This is a genomic window from Paenibacillus marchantiae, from assembly GCF_028771845.1.
Classification (GTDB): domain Bacteria; phylum Bacillota; class Bacilli; order Paenibacillales; family Paenibacillaceae; genus Paenibacillus; species Paenibacillus marchantiae.
Window position 1 is genome coordinate 6,481,048 of sequence record NZ_CP118270.1, and the last position, 16,991, is coordinate 6,498,038.

General features: G+C 39.9%; 22 protein-coding genes. 6 read left to right on the forward strand and 16 right to left on the reverse strand.

The window, feature by feature from the left end; genetic code table 11:
* Positions 1-39: 39 nt before the first annotated feature.
* Complete coding sequence (locus tag PTQ21_RS29120) at positions 40-660, reverse strand: hypothetical protein (protein ID WP_274568099.1); 621 nt, start codon at positions 658-660, stop codon at positions 40-42.
* A 1,393-nt stretch (positions 661-2,053) separates the two neighbouring features.
* Here PTQ21_RS29120 and PTQ21_RS29125 point away from each other — a divergent pair.
* Both PTQ21_RS29125 and PTQ21_RS29130 read left to right on the forward strand, forming a co-directional pair.
* Entirely contained in the window at positions 2,054-2,758 is a 705-nt protein-coding gene (locus tag PTQ21_RS29125; RefSeq protein ID WP_274568100.1) for a hypothetical protein, read from the forward strand.
* A 9-nt stretch (positions 2,759-2,767) separates the two neighbouring features.
* Positions 2,768-2,968: a hypothetical protein gene (locus tag PTQ21_RS29130; protein WP_274568101.1), complete on the forward strand. Its 201-nt coding sequence runs from the start codon at positions 2,768-2,770 to the stop codon at positions 2,966-2,968.
* A 495-nt stretch (positions 2,969-3,463) separates the two neighbouring features.
* Here the strand turns inward: PTQ21_RS29130 and PTQ21_RS29135 are convergent, their stop codons facing one another.
* Complete coding sequence (locus PTQ21_RS29135; RefSeq protein WP_274568102.1) at positions 3,464-3,634, reverse strand: hypothetical protein; 171 nt, start codon at positions 3,632-3,634, stop codon at positions 3,464-3,466.
* Between the two features lie 224 nt (positions 3,635-3,858).
* On the opposite strand from PTQ21_RS29135, the gene PTQ21_RS29140 reads away from it, so the two are divergent.
* The 3 genes from PTQ21_RS29140 to PTQ21_RS29150 all read left to right on the forward strand — a co-directional run bounded on the left by PTQ21_RS29140 (position 3,859) and on the right by PTQ21_RS29150 (position 5,202).
* The gene (locus PTQ21_RS29140) at positions 3,859-4,182 is read left to right on the forward strand and encodes a hypothetical protein (protein ID WP_274568103.1); all 324 of its coding nucleotides are present in this window, start codon (positions 3,859-3,861) and stop codon (positions 4,180-4,182) included.
* Between the two features lie 116 nt (positions 4,183-4,298).
* The gene (locus tag PTQ21_RS29145; RefSeq protein ID WP_274568104.1) at positions 4,299-4,451 is read left to right on the forward strand and encodes a hypothetical protein; all 153 of its coding nucleotides are present in this window, start codon (positions 4,299-4,301) and stop codon (positions 4,449-4,451) included.
* 292 nt (positions 4,452-4,743) lie between these two features.
* Complete coding sequence (locus PTQ21_RS29150; protein WP_274568105.1) at positions 4,744-5,202, forward strand: hypothetical protein; 459 nt, start codon at positions 4,744-4,746, stop codon at positions 5,200-5,202.
* A gap of 324 nt (positions 5,203-5,526) precedes the next feature.
* Here PTQ21_RS29150 and PTQ21_RS29155 read toward each other — a convergent pair whose 3' ends face one another.
* The 6 genes from PTQ21_RS29155 to PTQ21_RS29180 form a co-directional block, all read right to left on the reverse strand.
* On the reverse strand, positions 5,527-6,519 hold the full coding sequence (locus PTQ21_RS29155; protein ID WP_274568106.1) for a phosphotransferase enzyme family protein: 993 nt from the start codon (positions 6,517-6,519) through the stop codon (positions 5,527-5,529).
* A gap of 215 nt (positions 6,520-6,734) precedes the next feature.
* Positions 6,735-6,980: an XRE family transcriptional regulator gene (locus PTQ21_RS29160; protein ID WP_274568107.1), complete on the reverse strand. Its 246-nt coding sequence runs from the start codon at positions 6,978-6,980 to the stop codon at positions 6,735-6,737.
* A gap of 76 nt (positions 6,981-7,056) precedes the next feature.
* The gene (locus PTQ21_RS29165; protein ID WP_274568108.1) at positions 7,057-7,575 is read right to left on the reverse strand and encodes an aldo/keto reductase; all 519 of its coding nucleotides are present in this window, start codon (positions 7,573-7,575) and stop codon (positions 7,057-7,059) included.
* Between the two features lie 389 nt (positions 7,576-7,964).
* Positions 7,965-8,477: a polysaccharide lyase domain-containing protein gene (locus PTQ21_RS29170; protein WP_274568109.1), complete on the reverse strand. Its 513-nt coding sequence runs from the start codon at positions 8,475-8,477 to the stop codon at positions 7,965-7,967.
* Between the two features lie 77 nt (positions 8,478-8,554).
* Positions 8,555-8,848 carry a hypothetical protein gene (locus PTQ21_RS29175; RefSeq protein WP_274568110.1) on the reverse strand — a complete coding sequence of 98 codons (294 nt, stop codon included), beginning with the start codon at positions 8,846-8,848 and terminating at the stop codon, positions 8,555-8,557.
* Between the two features lie 171 nt (positions 8,849-9,019).
* Complete coding sequence (locus PTQ21_RS29180) at positions 9,020-9,580, reverse strand: DUF4367 domain-containing protein (RefSeq protein WP_274568111.1); 561 nt, start codon at positions 9,578-9,580, stop codon at positions 9,020-9,022.
* Between the two features lie 649 nt (positions 9,581-10,229).
* Here PTQ21_RS29180 and PTQ21_RS29185 point away from each other — a divergent pair.
* Positions 10,230-10,703, forward strand: a complete 474-nt coding sequence (locus tag PTQ21_RS29185; protein WP_274568112.1) for a hypothetical protein — start codon at positions 10,230-10,232, stop codon at positions 10,701-10,703.
* A 187-nt stretch (positions 10,704-10,890) separates the two neighbouring features.
* On the opposite strand, the gene PTQ21_RS29190 is transcribed toward PTQ21_RS29185, so the two are convergent.
* The 8 genes from PTQ21_RS29190 to PTQ21_RS29220 all read right to left on the reverse strand — a co-directional run bounded on the left by PTQ21_RS29190 (position 10,891) and on the right by PTQ21_RS29220 (position 16,885).
* Positions 10,891-11,127: an XRE family transcriptional regulator gene (locus PTQ21_RS29190; RefSeq protein ID WP_274568113.1), complete on the reverse strand. Its 237-nt coding sequence runs from the start codon at positions 11,125-11,127 to the stop codon at positions 10,891-10,893.
* Between the two features lie 356 nt (positions 11,128-11,483).
* Positions 11,484-11,969 (reverse strand): ATP-binding protein, encoded by a 486-nt coding sequence (locus PTQ21_RS29195; RefSeq protein WP_274568114.1) that lies wholly within the window; start codon positions 11,967-11,969, stop codon positions 11,484-11,486.
* A 64-nt stretch (positions 11,970-12,033) separates the two neighbouring features.
* Positions 12,034-12,174, reverse strand: coding sequence for a histidine kinase dimerization/phospho-acceptor domain-containing protein (locus PTQ21_RS31430; RefSeq protein WP_139295696.1), 141 nt, complete (start codon positions 12,172-12,174; stop codon positions 12,034-12,036).
* Positions 12,175-12,249: 75 nt separating this feature from the next.
* Complete coding sequence (locus PTQ21_RS29200) at positions 12,250-12,948, reverse strand: response regulator transcription factor (RefSeq protein ID WP_079697362.1); 699 nt, start codon at positions 12,946-12,948, stop codon at positions 12,250-12,252.
* Positions 12,935-13,897: a phosphatidylinositol-specific phospholipase C/glycerophosphodiester phosphodiesterase family protein gene (locus PTQ21_RS29205; protein WP_274568115.1), complete on the reverse strand. Its 963-nt coding sequence runs from the start codon at positions 13,895-13,897 to the stop codon at positions 12,935-12,937. The genes PTQ21_RS29200 and PTQ21_RS29205 overlap by 14 nt, the downstream gene beginning before the upstream one ends.
* Positions 13,898-14,083: 186 nt before the next feature.
* Positions 14,084-15,283 (reverse strand): MFS transporter, encoded by a 1,200-nt coding sequence (locus PTQ21_RS29210; RefSeq protein WP_090810011.1) that lies wholly within the window; start codon positions 15,281-15,283, stop codon positions 14,084-14,086.
* Positions 15,284-15,379: 96 nt separating this feature from the next.
* Positions 15,380-16,417: an ROK family protein gene (locus tag PTQ21_RS29215; RefSeq protein WP_274568116.1), complete on the reverse strand. Its 1,038-nt coding sequence runs from the start codon at positions 16,415-16,417 to the stop codon at positions 15,380-15,382.
* A gap of 198 nt (positions 16,418-16,615) precedes the next feature.
* The gene (locus PTQ21_RS29220; protein WP_274568117.1) at positions 16,616-16,885 is read right to left on the reverse strand and encodes a hypothetical protein; all 270 of its coding nucleotides are present in this window, start codon (positions 16,883-16,885) and stop codon (positions 16,616-16,618) included.
* Positions 16,886-16,991: the final 106 nt, after the last annotated feature.

Sequence of the window (16,991 nt, forward strand, 5' to 3'; positions counted from 1 at the left end):
CTGAACAAATTCCGTAGTGTCTTGGTTGAACGCCATCGTTTAACGTAAATCCGTAAGGACTTGTTTTGCATAAACTTCCCAGTCTGCTTCATCTGTGTTAATCTCTAAAGTTGGAATCAATGATTGTTTCGTAGCCATTCGAAGTTTTTCTTGATTATCTAAAAACGTTTCACATACTTGGGTAGTAGTAGACTTTCCCATCACATATGACTTCCACGCTTCACCGCGACTTTCAATAAACCTAGACTCAACAGCATCCGGGGTCAAGGTTAAGAGTACACAATGTGCATTCATCCTGGATAGACGTTTCTCAAGCAGCTCAATCTCAGGAGAGGCTTTAAATGCAGCTCTATGATTTACATGAAACCTCTCTAAAAGAAAAAATATACCTTTGGATGGTTTGGAATGACCAAGAGAGCTAATCCAATCGTATTGTTGTTCAAGATAATCAACCTGTCGACTTAGAAGTGAAATATGTTCATCCTTATCCATGGATCTTAAAACACCTTGGTGTGAATGCAATACTTGTGAATAGTGTTCACTTATTGAAATTATAGTTTTTTCACTATTCGGTGTTTGACTATGTAATCTCTTTATAGCAGAAAATAATGATGTTTTTCCTACAGTAGACATCCCTTCAATAATTACACCCCGAATCATCTTCCTACTCCTCCTAAGCTTCGTGGTATTCTGCCCTTTAGTATAAGTGCCCGCTCAAATAGTAGATTTATTCGACGTAAGAAATGAACTAACCTGCCCGTTAGCTTAATGGAGCAGATAAAGATTTTCTTATCAACATTAACCGTTTCAAACATGAACTAGTTCTTGCCTTTGATCGAAAAAAACTAGTTCAAGATACAAAAAAAATTTTTTCAAGCGAATTCTTAAATGCATGCGCTCTTTTCTCGCGACAATATACATCCAATCGACAATCCGGTCACGTCTTTTTGCTTCGTAAACGCTTTGCTGAATGAGTTCCCTACTTTCATGCAATTATGCCCTTTGTCTTTATTAAACGGAGCAAACTGGAACTCGATCTGTTCCTTTAGTGATTTTTCTAGTCTGGTAGGCAACTTTATGATGTCATTCTCCAGTCTGGTGGGTAACTTTATGTCAATCCGTAAATTAAAGCTCCGAAAACTAAAGTAATTATCCTATTTTGGCAACATTAGTGTTTCCATAATGATCTACTACAAAATTGCTTACTTACAATATAAGTTGAATAGTTATTACTTTTATCAGATCGAACGTAATGAACGCACTTCCCTTTCTGATAATGCATCATAAGCACTGACAGCCCATTTTGATAACATCAGTCTAACAATCTCCTTACTTTTCTTAATATCGCGTTGTAGTTGGTTTTGTGACTGGTGAACTTCACTCAGTTTCTTGCTACTTTATAAAGTCTTTAGTTGTTTTCATTTTCAAATAGAATACACAAACGATCAAAGCCCACTTCTTCGGGAAGACAATAATTCCATTTAGTGCTTGAACAGCGATAAAATCGTCATGATCAGCAGTTATGTAGACTTCCCGATATTGATCCTTATAAGCCTTGACGTAATCATATACCTTTAGAGACGGGTTTTCGTACTTATATGTGCAATTTGTTCCTAGGGTGTGTCGTCCATATAGGCGGTTATTTTATCTTTTTTTGGGCTTTATGCAAAATAATAAATAAAAAAGTAACTATTTTCCTTTTAAGGCGTCTATATATGTGAGGGGGAAATCCTCAAAACTGGTTATAAGGAGCGTGAATGTTATTGAAATTTAAGAAGAATTGGTTACTTACGGGTACGTTTGCCCTAGGCTTCAGCTTAATGGGCAACGTGTCAGGAGACCAACTCAGGGTAGGAAAAAAAATCCAAATTCAGGCCTATCAGCATTCATTTCTATAATACACTCCCAGGTACGCCGGACAACGAGAAGAAAAATCCCTCATTGAACATGCAGATGCTATCGAACTGGTATCTAAAGCAATTGCATACAGATGGTACCAATCTTGAAGAGGAAATGTTATGACGAAATATTAAAAAATAGGAGGTTTTTTACTATGTTAAAGGCGAAAAAGGTCTTTTTGCCAGTATTAATGATTTTGTCTATTTTCTGTTTAAGTTTATCTCCAAATTTGAGTGTTACAGCGCAAGCGGATAACAGCCAAGATTTTGCTGTAGTTATAGGTAATGAAGCCAAGGAATTGATCAATGCAACGCTACATGGAGTAGAAGCAGGAGAAATTGAGAATATCGCCCCTGTGTCTGCTTTTGATTTGGAAAAATCGAGTGTGTACACGGTTGGCGGTGGAGTTACGGTTGTTACAGTTCCTTTGCATGGCGATTATAGCCTTCCTAGTAACGTAACAGTATTCTTCGATGAGGATAATACCGTATTGCAGACAAATGAAATGTTGGTGACCAAGAATGAGGCAGGAAACTTCCGAGTTGAGACGTATTTGAATGGATCAGTTGCTAAATCCGTGGACACTGACAGACCTTATATCACAGACGAAGAAATGCTTGCAGAAGAGCCAGTTAACTCTGGAATTCAACCGAAGAGTGTAGGCGCAGTGGCAGGTTGTCTTGGAGCAGTGCTTGGCATTGGTGGTACGGCGGCTTATATTATTGCGGTTGCGTGCGGTGGTTCGTGTGCAGTACCGACACCAGTGACTGCTCCGATATGTGCTGCATGTATTGGTGCATATGCAGTTCTTGGTGCTGGTGGTATCGCTGGAGCAGTAGCTTGTTTCAATTACCTGTGAGGTGATTTGATGAACAAGATTTTAGCGTTCTCGATTTTGGGAATGGGTTTAACTGGTGCCGTTTTAATCATCTCAATTGCTCTGCTGTTTAACCCCCCAATAGGAAATGTGTTGAAGATGGTTACTGCTGCTTCAACATTATCTTTTATTATATTTGCTGTCTCGGCTTTGGTATTTCGTCGGCGATTAGATAATGAAAAAAGAGAGTAATATATTTATACTTCCTCGTTTTAGGACGAATGATTCCAGTAGCAATCCTAACAATGTTTCTACTCAAGAAAAAAAGAGCATCTTCTTCAGGAGATGCCTTTTTTTCTGCTTATCTTCAGAAAATAATGAAATATATCTCCTCCAACATGCATTCTCCCCTACAAGTACCCATGCCAGAAAATAGAATCTTCTGTTTTAAAATATATAGAGTTTGTTTCTATTGAGCTGTGTCCGGCTCTAACCTCAGATATCTTACTAATGTCCTTGATCATCTCATAAATCTGACCGATTCGCCTAACATTCTCCGGTTCATTTTCTTCAAGCTCCCTGGCTTTACGCCATAAATACTACTGATTAAAGAGTATCAGATCCGCGCAGTGGCTTTCTATACCTTGTTTTTCCATAACAGTCCAATAAGTTATAGATCCTCCCATCCTCTTGCCAATAGGCTTAAAAAAATCCTCCATTCGTACTAACTAATCTAGCTCTCCGTTGCTATATTATATAACAAGAAAAGTTATCATCTACCCTATAGCCATTTAAACCAACTCGTCCAAACGTCATTTGAACTGTTTCTTGCTCCTCTCCTATTATCACCGTCATTTCTAAAATAAACTTAAACTCCAGAGTATCTGAACCTTGGATCAGTAACACATGAATGTTCATGAATTAATTCCTTATTCGGCTCATCTCCTGCTGTAATTGACTTCTTATCGATGATACTTGTGGAGACCTGAGCCGAATAAATTGGGCACTACCTCCGGAATCGGCTTATGATTGAAAATCGCCTATCAGCTATTTAATCTTTTTTTGAGCGGCCTGAATAAAAAGTCGAGAAAAGCAGATACATAACTCAAACAAAGGTTTGAGTAGTTTCAAGGAGGATTTTTATGAAAAGATTAATGATGAAGTGCTTATTAGTACTTATTGGGCTTGGAATAACAGGGATAATCCCTTCCATTAGTGCTTATTCTGAAGCTGTATTACCTAAAGTTGATAAGGATGGTCACTATCCGATTACGTATTTTGATTCACTAAATGAAGCAGTTAAAGAATATCAAAATTTAACATCTACAAATCCTGTATTGATACCAAAATGGTTACCCAGTGAATCATATTTGGAAAGCATACGCATTCTTGGTGGTGGTGATGTTCTAACAACGGAATACGTAGGTGAAGATCTGAAAGTTCGAATCATGTTAATCCAAAAATAGACCGGTCAGATTTAAGCAAGCGTAGGACGATCACCATAAATGATAAAACAAAAGCTGAGTATAAGGAAAACAATTTCCTTTATTCATTGAATTTTGATAAGGAAGGTAGAAATTACATGATTCTTATTGAAAAGAAAAATGCCAAATCAATCAATAATGTTAATCCAATCAGTGTTATCAGCAAAGATAAAGCGATAGAGTATATGGTTAAGATCGGACAATCCTTAACCCCATTTAAAGGGGATACTTATTTTAATTTCAAGAAATGAACTGTTAATCATTGAACAAAACGATTGTCAAAATTAACTTTATCAAATGCAAGCACCTCTCCCAAAATGAGGAGTTGAATACGGCTTTCTTTGTTTTATTGATTTATGACCCGTCTCGTAGTCGATGGAAGCAAACAGTTTGGTTCCTTTATGCTCGCTATGAGTCGGGATTTTGCGTTGTTGTCCTTTTGGAAACCAGTTGTACTGCAAAGCCAAATAGGCCCTTACCATTTACTGAATATAATGTTTTAAAGTAGGAAATAATTGTTGGTATAGAAAGGGCGGGGATAATATGTTAAAAAAAATATATTTAATAGCCTTTGCAGTGACTATTATTTCAGGAGTGGCATTAATATCGAATTCAAAAGCAGACACCTATCCAGAAATGGAAACCGTAAATAAGACAGTTGAAAATCCTGTTAACTCTAATTTTTCAACAAATAACGTAAAATCCGAAGAATCAATAAAAATCGAAGAATCCGTAGAATCAAAACTCGCAAAAGGGTATTTTAGTCAACTATATACACCTCATGGCATGTTCTTGCGAGCAGATGAACAAAGTATCTTTAAGGAATCTGAGATAGCAAGAAAGTTAGATCAAATCGGACCTAATACGAATCAACTAATTTCTGAAGGCGAGTTCTTTTTAAAAGTAGATGAATCAACATTTCTTAAATCGTATCCCAATTCGTTACTCTTAAATGAAACAGATGGAAACCCGACTGATACTGATGTTCCATCAAGTTTATGAAATTACCGTGACTCCAGTGAATGTTTCGACTTCCGGCCGCTATTGTTCCCAGATATTCACAGTAGAAATCCGGTGAAAAAGGCGGACGTTATCGCTCCTAAAGTTCCAAAATTCTCCTCCGCCTCTCTTCCCTTATAAGATATTTCCAAGTTCAATCTATATAAATATAAAAAGCTCCGTTTCAGTCACGTCCATATCTATTTTTCCTACGTTAACCTGCCCGTTAGTTGGATAAAAGCAGCCGATCACATGGATCAGCTGCTTTCTTAGTTTTATTATTCTATCGTTTCCCGTTAGCTCAATGAGTATCCTCCATTTAGTCGTTCAAAACTCATCGATCAACGAGATACCTTTAGTAATCCTCATTCTACTATCTTGCAAGAAATCGCGGGTCCAGTCATCTGGTTTGCTTAAATCCCAACTCCGATGCATACCGACAACCACAATGATTTCGCGAAGTCTAAGGAAAAGCTTCAACAAATCCTTCCAGTTGTCTGGCATTCGTCGGCCATCCTCTATATAGCCTAGCTCGAAGTGCTTTATGAAAAGTTCATACTGGTCCTTTCGTTCGAACTTCGAATCTTCTCCGAATACATATAGCAAGTAATACAGCTGGATAGCAATATCCTCGACATACCAACTGTACTGGCACTCGTCGAAGTCAAAAAGAGTTAATCCCCCAGCTTCATTGATCGTGAAGTTTCCCACATTAATATCTCCGTGGATCAAGCCAAAATTATCCGCATTAACAGGCAGACTCGCCAATTGTACTTTAAGTTCATCAAGGGCAATAAGGATTGGTTGAAGTTCTGACGGCAAATAATCCTCGGCTCGTAGGAGGTATTCATTAAGCTCCCAAGTGTGCCTTTTGGCAATCGTAGGGTTGTAAAGCTTCGCTAATTCATGAAGTCGGCCCGTTATACGTCCACACTCTTCATAAAGTATAGAATTGCTTAGACATTCTGGATATCCGATTTTACGGCCTGGTGCATGTGTAAAGGAGGTTACGTAAAAATTCATTTTATTGCCTTGAACTAGTTCGCAATACTCTCCATTAATTGAAGAAATCGGTTCTGACACTGCTATACCACTCTCTGAAAGATAATGAATCCAATCCATTTCTGCTACAAGTCCCTCCGACGTGCGAAGAGTGCTCGGAGTGAAACGGAGAATATATTTCAATTCATCGCGATTATAGGAATATATAAAGTTTTGAAAACCTCCAATGAAAGTGAGTTCCTCTTGGCTGACCCCATAACGCTCGGCGCCTTCTGCAGCATGTTCGTCCAAGAACAATAATTTTATTTTTGGGTCCATTAGCTCTCCTTAGTAATAAAGATTAAATTATGGCCTAACTCGCTGTTGCTTAAATTTAGTAAAATGAGTGCCTGGTGACATGCGAAAGCCCCACTTTCAAGATTATTCTATTCCATATATATCATAATAATTAAACTTTTTACAATCAACAAAAATAGTTGATCTATTGCGCTAACCTGCCCGTTAGCTTAATGGTGTGATCAAATACCTGTTGCTCAATCCCAATGCTTTTCCATAATTACTTCATTTTCATTCGGAATTAATTCATACAAGGAACGAACATCACAACCGATGCAATCGGCGATCGAGATGGCAATTTTGAGCGGCATCACTCTTTTGTTTTCGATAAAGTCGTAAACTCGTTCCGGTTTAAAAAGCAATTCTTTTGCCAGCCATTCCGCTGACTTTCCGGATTCCATCAATCGTTCATTCAGTAAGCAACGTCCTAGTTCAAATTTCAAAAAGCGATGCCCTCCTTTATAAGATCACATTTAACCTTAAGCGTAGTCCATTAACAGCATGAATATACTTCCTTTTTTACAATGGGAAGTGATTCTCAATCTGGTCAATATCCTCTTTTTCTAATTCCCATCCTAAGGCATTTAGATTATCAACAATGTGTTCCTTGTTCGCAGCTTTCGGGATCGTAACTAATCCCTGCTGTCTTAAAACCCAGTTTAACGCAACTTGATATGCTGTTTTACCGTACTTGTCCCCTATTGTGTTCAGTATATTTCTTTCAATTGAGCCCACTTCAGGGAAACCTTTCATACCAAATTTATGTATATGAGGAGCAAATCCAAATGGCGAATATCCCATAATTGTGATCCAATTCTCTTCTGCAAAGGGTAAAATCTGATTCTCTATGCTTCTATCGTTTAAATGATACGGTACTTGATTACATATCAAAGGCACAGTTCCTAAATGGTACTGAGCTTCTTTCATTAATTGAATGCTAAAGTTACTCACCTTAGTTACATCATTCGGAATTGAATCATCATAATAACGATAAGAGAAGAAATACAGCTTAGTATTGCAATCAAAATATGAAGACAACTGAATGAGATTTTTTCTATAAAAATTCTTTCTTTTCTTTGAATGAAGCACGAGTAAATTAACACAGTGATCACAATGGGCAAATATTGATGAAGATTCGGTCCATCCTTACTCGGTAATACTTCATGAATATATCCACCTATAGTTTCATCAATGATCATTAATGTATATATAACTCCGATTAACGCCGAAATAAAAAACTGAGATGCTAACTGAACTAGATTCTTCTTTAAAAGGAAAGGACCCATTTTTCGGTATAGATCATTGACCATTATGTATTTGTTGCCTCCTCACTTTTCGAATAGTACTCCTCCTATATTTTACCACATAGATAGTTCTATTGATTCCATGCAGCGATACCTCAAATTAAAACTAACCTGCCCGTTAGTTCAATAAGATAGAGGAGCAGTATCGTCCGGGTCTGAAACAGCTGCTCCCCATACTTCCCCATCAACGTTATAACCGCCACCGCTCCATTGAAGCAAGTAGCCTCCAGTACGTATGCCTTGCGTGAAACCTTGATTAATATTTATCCAATCCAGAGATTCCCCAGCAGCAATCGTTCTAGCGAAATACACTTCACTAGTATCTAAGTGTGTTAAACTAACATTGACTTCGTGTTTACTATTGTTCTTCATTAGAAGTTTTATATGTACAAATTCCGGATTTATTGAAAAGGGTTGCTGTACCGTTGCGCCCCCAGAAGCAATATAGTGCGAGGGTTTATCCTCTTCTTCACTTAAAGTATTAGTAAGGGTTGTACTTGTTGACTTGCTTGATAATACACCAGACTTTGGAGTAGTGGTATTCTCTTGAGTTGAACTTGTTGAATCACAGGCAGTTACGGTCACTGTTGTTAAAGATAATAATAAAACAGCAAAAAAAAGCCCCTTTTTTTTCACAACTTTATCCCTCGTATTCTTTTATTAGTTATTCTAAAATCTATAAGACGTTCCTCGTTATTAATAACGCTATCAAATCAATGAAAGTTACATCTGTAATTCACAATATGGCTGCCCGAAAAGTAAAAACGAATGATTGGTTTTCCATGGGAAACTTCAACAGGTTTAATACCCGTATATTTAAGAGTCCCTTTTACTTTCATTGCTTCACCAGTAACTATAATAGTTGGCGTTGTTACTTCAAGAACAAAATTAGATGCTACTATACTTTGAGTCACAGTATCTTCTTTTTTTTCTGTTGATGAACACCCAGCAAATATCATGGGTACCACTAATACCAACATTAAGATCCAACTACTCATTTTTGTCACATCATATCACCTCTCTTATACTACAACGAATTTATATCGAATTTGTTTCTTAATTTCAAAAATACAAGTCATTCCGCTTTCATAGTCTACTTAAAGTCAAATATAAAATAGGCTCCCATGTAAGATGGCAGCCTTAATTGCTTTCGTTTTCCGTTAGTGTGAATTACTGAATCATCTCATTGATTTTGCTAACGCGATCATTTCCTCTTTAGTTAATTCTCCGCTGTCCATTTCAATGAAAGTATCATTTTGTACCCATCGTAGATATCCTCCTGGTATATGGTTAGCCCATGGTTCAAATCGCCCTTCGATTCCATTTATGTTCATTTTCTCTCCATGTTCATTAAATTTAAAATCCTCGACTATAGTTCGTGTTGTACTTGTTCGGTTACGAACATCGACGTTAATGACAACTCGGTTTACTTTATATCCACCCGCCTTATGTTCTTCAATTCCAAACAAATATGTCTGTCCTGATTCATCAAAAAAATGAAGTCTAACTTTTGAAACTGATGGACTAGGAGCACACGGGTATGGTTCCTTAATTTCTAATTTATAGTTTTCAGCCGAGTAAAAGGGCGTATAGAGTTTGAAATCCGCAACAGTTTGCAGCTTGTCCAAATCAACATTTGAAAAAGCTAGCGTAGGTTTAGCTGATGCGATGAGTAGGTCATTGTTGATTCCAACAGAAAGCGTAAAGATAAAAATCAATAAAACAATCCGTTTAGACAAGGGCATTTCCTCCATTTTTTTTAGTAATATTATGCCATTGTTTAATTCAACTATTCTTCCCTTTAGTTTAAACACAAAAAATCCCAGAGTCGGTTACTCTGAGATTTCCGCCATTATTCGAGTGGATTAGCTTATATTGAAGGACAATTGATTTTCAGTTGATAATCTTAAATTATTCTCTAACTCTCTCCTGCGTCATCATCTACTCTGAGGTGTACTGATCCAAACATAGGAATCATTAATTGTTTAGTCTTATCGTTAATTTGATTTAATTGGCGGGCTATTTCAGATTCGTTAAAAACCGTCTGTTTCTCTGCCCATGCAAAAGTTCCGTGTTCTGTAGATATCTGACCTATAAATCTGAATTTATCCGGATCTAAGTGTATATAAGAATTCAGTAAGGTAGAGTTGTCCATATCGAGCTTCACAACCTATGTCCTTTACAAAACATGATAGATTATTGCAATTCGATTCCATATAAATGGTAAATTGTACAGATAGATCTGTTCCCTTTTTTTGTGGTAGTATCGCTAATGTTGTGTACATAACAAAAATATTATAGAGGTATACTAAATTGCAGAAAATACCACGCGTTGAATTAATGATGTAGAAAAAATATTCTAAAATCATCATCGTTGTTGTCGTTCTCTTGATCATTGCTTCAACTTTTATTTTAATTGAAAGCTTATACACTAAGAAAGAAGTTGAGGTTAATTCGAATTATTATACTGGTTTTGTTGCGAGAGTACAGAAATTGGATGATACACTTTCTCAAACCAGTGAGATAGAGACTAACGATGAAGTTGAGCAAATGTTTGATGTCTATACTTCCATTATTTTAGTGAATGACCAATTAACTCTCTTAAAAGAAAATACTAAAACTTTTCCTGAACTAAATGTTCTCATCAATGACTTTTTAATATTTAGGGGGGAATATGGTTATCTTGTAAGAGATCAATTAAAAGGTAATCGTGCAGATTCTGAAGTACGCATGAAAGTGGTCAAACAGGTCAAATTATTCCTGAATAACATGCCAAAAGAATACGAAAATTCGAAGGAATTTGCGGATAAGTTTAATGCGGCAACTGAGCATATTAAACCATTACTACATCTTAATTTCTAATTTATTTGAGCCGCGGTTGCGGCTTTTTTTGTATTTTAAGAAATAACTATCCTACCAATTAGGGAACGAAAGTAGCCGATCAGAATTGAACTACACTCCAATTGTTGTTAGATACCACCTGGCAATGGGAGGTGCAGTTCAACATTGATCGGATGCCTTTTTGTCTTTATTCAACTAGCCTTTCCCGTTAACGTAATAATTTCTTAGTTACATCATTCGGAATTAACTCATACAAGGCACGAACATCACAACCGATGGAATCAGCGATCGATATGGCAATTTTGAGTGGCATCACTCTTTTGTTCTCAATAAAGTCGTAAACTCGTTCCGGTTTTAAAAGCAATTCTTTGGCCAGCCATTCCGCTGACCTTCCGGATTCCATCAATCGTTCATTCAGTAAGCAACGCCCTAATTCAAATTTCAAGAAACGATGACCTCCCTTATAAGAACATATTTAACCTTAAGCGTAATCCACTGCCAGCGTGAATATACTTCCATTTTTACAAATGGGAAGAGATTCTCAATCTGGTCAATATCATCTTTTTCTAATTCCCATTCTTTCTATTGAACCCACTTCAGGAAAACCTTTCATACCCAATGTATGTAAATGAGGAGCAAATCCAAATGGTGAATATCCCATAATTGTGATCCCATTCTCTTTTGCAAAGGGTAATATCTGATTCGCTATGCTTCTAGTTGGGCTGGAAGAGAGCCTGAAGATAAGTTAACCCTCATGCATCCTGAAAAGGAGCATTGAGGGTTAACTTAGTTTTATGACGTTTATATTAAGCGCTGCTTGGGCAAATGCAGAATAACGTTGAATTGATCGCCATGAATTTCAATTTTGATCTCCCCGCCGTGCAGCTCAACGATGCTTTTCACAATGGACAGCCCTAGTCCGGAGCCTTCTGTCTGGCGGGATACGTCTGCTCTTTTGAAACGCTCGAACGATTCTTCCGCAGCAAAATCAATTTCATAAGCAGCTGTGTTTTGAATTTTAAATAATACCATATCATCAGACTCGTCCAAATAAATATAGATTCTGGTTCCTGGAAGCGAATATTTCTGCGCGTTGCCAATTAAATTTTCGAAGACACGCCAAATTTTATTGCCGTCCAAATGTGCATGGATCGGGAATTTCGCGATCCTCTCCCGAATCACGAGCGACGCTTGTCCCATACTGGTATTGGACTCGGCAATCGCCTGTGTTAACAAGGTTGCAACATCGACGTACTCCATATCCAGCTCTACTGTACCGCTGGCCATCTTTGAGATTTCGAACAGGTCTTCTATCAACAGCTTCAGCCGTAGCACCTTCCGGTCCAGGGTTTCAATATAGGCTCGGGATGTCTCCGTAGACAGATCTTCTTTTTTTTAATAAATCGACATAGTTGATAATAGAAGTAAGCGGGGTCTTCAAATCATGTGATACGTTGGTAATCAGCTCTGTTTTTAACCGTTCACTCTTCATTTGATTCTCCAGCGCGCTTTTAAGATCGCGGCAACAATGATGACAATAAGGTCGATTGAAACCTTCCGATCTGCTTTACTTTTTCTCAATTTTGTATCCAATTCCCCATACCACCTTTAAATATTTTGGGTCTTTGGGATTGATTTCAATTTTTTCACGAATATTTCTCACATGTACGGCAACCGTATTCTCTGAAGCGAAGATCAGTTCATTCCACACGCGCTCATAAATCTCTTCGATCGAGAAAACTCTGCCCTTGTTCTCCATCAGCAGCTCCAAAATTTTGTATTCCTTCGGGGTCAGTCTGACGTCCTCTCCATCTACCTCAACAGTTTTCGAGCTTTTGTTCAGCACGAGTCCTCTTACTTGAATGATCTCTTCCCCGTTTGACTGGAAGGAACCTAAATTCGTAAACCGACGCAGCTGAGATCGGACTCTAGCGATTAGTTCTAGCGGATTGAACGGCTTCGTAATATAGTCATCGGCCCCAACGTTGAGTCCCAAAATCTTGTCGCTATCTTCCGATTTGGCGGAAAGCATAATGATCGGTATATTTTTGTTTTCACGAATTTTAAATGTCGTTTTAATTCCATCGAGCTGTGGCATCATGTTGTCCATGATAATAAGATGAATGGTTTCTTGTTCTAGGATTTCCAGCGCCTCCAATCCGTTAGAGGCCGTTAATACATCCACATCATCGCTTTTCAAGTAAATAACGAGCGCTTCTCGAATTTCCGGTTCATCGTCTACAACAAGAATGTTATTTATAGCCATTATTTCTCACCTTCATCACGATATTTCTTATACTTGCCCATCCGGAACTCATGTATCCCGGAAAATCAACATGGCCGGGGGGAACGTCTGCAAGCATCAGCTCTTCCGGTGATACTTCCTGATCCGTGTAAAATCCATGCACCCCGAACCTGTCCAGAATCTGCATAACCGGTCTGCGGTTGACGGTGTGAACATAGCTTTTTACCCCAAACTTATTTAGTGCTGGTACTAGATTGGGGTTGAGATACACGCGGTATACAGGCATGGCAACCGCTGTCATATGTTTGTCCCTTACGAATTCTACAATACTTTCGGCAGAGGCGCCAGTTTTGTAAAGTGAATACATTTTGTTTGGAAAGGGGTAGATTCCCATAACCGTGTCATACATTTCCGGGCTGAAAATTTCAGGAATAATCCGGTTGAGCAGTGCAGGATCCGTACGGTGCGCTTCATTGACTAGATGCGCAAACTGCTGCTGAATTTGCTCTTTACTGCCTGCTTTCGTATCCACGATTAAGTCAAAATCAGGATATTGCTGCATCAGCTGCAGTATGTCCGGCAGTGTAAGCGGGTGGAATCTGCCCATGATAAGCGAGTTTGCAAACTGAAGCGTTGTTACGTTTCGTCCGCGATGAGCAGCCAAATCCGGCTGCAGCCTGTGAGACCAATCATGTCTGGCTACAAGCTCCCCGTCCGTCGTCTGCACAAGATCAACCTCGAACAAACGGTACCCTCTATTGTAATTGGTTATAAATGCCTCATAAGAATTTGTGTAGCTAGCGCCGTTGACTCCTCCAAATGCATGTGCAATAAGCCTATTTCCCTGCCAGCCGCTGGTGCCAGCTGTAGAGGCCGGCTGATTCTGACCTGACCAAACAAGGCCCCAGCTGCACCAGATCATTCCAGCCGTAATGACTATGAATAAGCTTAACATACTCGTCTTCTTCATTCGTTCTGCTCCTTTGTTATCCCGATGTAAGTCATACTACAGGACTCAAATGAAGAAGGACTGGTATAAAAACGAATGAATTTATGAAGTTTGTATGCATTGAAATCCATATAAAAAAGAATCCCCGTTTGCCAAAACGAGAATTCCCATATCATCTTGCGCTATTCATATCCATTAGAATGATAACTAAATCAGTTCCTGCTTCCGCTTCAAATATCCGTACAACACTATTCCAGATGCCGCACAGATTACAGCGCATAGTCCGATGAATCCGTACCCTGCTTGAAGTCCGCGCAATAACCCCAGCTGAGTGGTTGGGCCATATGCATTCTTCACGCCCTCAATCACCCAACCAATCACATAGTTACCAATGACACTACCAATCCCCATTAGGGTAACTGTGAAGGTAATCGCAGTGTCACTGCCGTTCGGATATCTGCGTGCGATAAATGCCATGACTGTTGGATAGATCATCGCAATACCCGCTCCCGATACGGCAAAGAAGAATGCCAGCCCCTCTCCGCCTGCAATGGCGACAAACGTACATACCGCCGAGAAAGCAGAGAACAGAATCAACGACAATACGAATCCGATCCGGTCTGTAAGCGGCCCTAGCAGCAGGCGTCCCAACGAGAAGCTGAGGAAGAACGCAGATAGCAGCCCAGATGCTTTGACCGTGTCCCACGTGTAGGCTTTCTCCAGAAAGTTAACGAGCCAACCCCCAACCGCCAGTTCAGATACCACGCCAAAAGAAAGAATGAGCACCATCAGCCAGATGGCTGGATCACGTGTTAACGTCTTGAGCGAAGTCCGATCTTCATGAGGAAGATCGTCCCCCGGGAATTTGCTGCGCAGCGCCGCAATGATCGGCAGCAGGCAGAGCGACAACATCACCAGATACATACCGCGCCAGTCCAGTTCGTGACCAAACACGTGCAACGACATCACACCTGTCGCCAGCAAAGGCGCTACCGTTGAACTCAGCCCATAGAAGAAATGGGACAGGTTCATCATCGTACCTGTGTTTTTCACAAAGATTCGCGCCCCCAGAATCGCCAGCGCAATCTCCAACATGCCGTTTCCGATGTACATGAAGAAGTATGATGAAGCAAAGAGTGGATATGTATGAGATACGTAAATGAACACACCCGAGAGAATCATTGATGCAAACGAAATGATGCTAACCGCCTTAATGCCCCATTTGCGAACCAGGATGGCGGTGAAGGAGCAGGCGATCAGGTACCCCAGTGCATTCAGGGACAATAACGTCCCGAGCTGTTTCTCATCCAGATTGAAGTCGAATTGAATTCGCGGAATGGCTGGTCCCTTAATATTTTCAGATATACCAAATACGATAAATCCCAGAAAAATCGTTGCCAGTTGCATGGCGTAAAGCTTGTTGAACTTTTTCTTGTTTCCTTCTGTACCTGCTTGCTGATTCAAATTAAGTTCCTCCATTAAGGTGCCATAAAATGTGGTTGACTACCATTGCATCTCGATCAGTTGGATGCGATAAGTCAGGCTCTCCAACGTAACAGCGACCACCCCAGTGAGGTATTCACGTCGTGTGTCTCTCTGGATAATCAACTCCGGCATATGCTCCAATGGAATCATTCGATCCAGACAACCTTGCGTCAGGCCATCCCGCATAACCGGGTCCATCGTATCCCCTGTTACCACAATCGTTGCCGGATTAATGATCGCAATAATGGATACCAGTGTCTGTACCACCAGTTCCCGCAACCCTTCCGCTGTTTTCAACATCCGTAGCTGTTCTTCCCGTGACACGCCAAAAGGTAGAAAAGATACCTCGCCCCCAAATTGCGTGTTCCCTGTGAGCGGACGACCATCAATAATAAAGCCTGCACCAGGAAAATGGTTCTCAGGAAATGTAACTACCGCGAAGTTCTTCTCTTCTTCAAATTGCTGCTGGTTATACAGTCCGTACACCGTGAGATTCATGTCGTTACCAATGACCACTTCCACATCATCAAACTGTTCCTTGAGCCTTGGCCCTAGCGGTTGACCCGCCAGCTCCGACACATCACAAATGCCAATTACACCGTCGTGTGCCACCCCTGGTATACCAATGCCAATGGCCTGCACATTGTGGTGCGTTTCGATCAGGCTCGCAATCAAATCCTCCACCACAGTCACATTAATCTCATCCAAAATAAGAGTCTGTTCGTCCGTCATTTCCCCGTTCAGATTGGCATGGGTATGCGTGATTGAGTGTATGCCGCCCTCCGTTCTAATGATCAGGCACAGCACACTCGCGTAGTCCGCATTAAACTGATACCGACTCGCTGGTCTTCCCCCGCTCGATTCGTCCGGGCCCAGATCGATAATCTCACCCGTCTGGAGTAGTTCGTTCAGGATGGTGCCGCATGTGGCTACGCTGAGTTTTGTCAGGTTCGCAATGGAAGCCTTCGTGCCTACGTCCATGGACCGGAGCGTATTCTTCACAAGTTCAACGTTAATTCGCTTCACCTGTTGGGTGTTGTGTGATGTAGGTAACATCGTTAGTTGTATGCCTCCTCCCGTTCATTTCAAACCATTCAATGTATGTTTTTAAAAGTATTTTAATAATTGAAGTTTAGGGGGATTTGTGGGGAAAGTCAATGCTAAATTAGGAGAGAAAATCGTTTGGATGGAAAGGTAAAAAGACAGTGCAAGATCATCTTGTATGATCCTGCACTGTCCTTTAGTTAAGGTGGTTTATGTAGACTGGCTCATTTGATTTGCCAAGATGCTCTTCTCCAGTCGGACTTTAAATAGCTTTCGGTTCAGATCCTGTTCCATCGCATGTAGGTGATATGCTGCTTGTTTCACGGTATCCATCTCTAGCACACCTGCCTGCTTTGCGATGATGTCCATGGCGTCTAAGATGAGTTTGTTACATGTAACCAGTTGGTCGACGTAATCGTCTTCTTGTTCGATGAGTTGTGCGTACTGCGAAGGTAGGTCTTCGCTGTTGGTACTTGTCATGTCACCACTCCTTTGTATAGAGAGGGTAACATAAAGAATAGAAAAGTGTGGTACGTCGATACGTATCATTTTAGATTGATAATAGATTAATTGCATTGCATGGGAT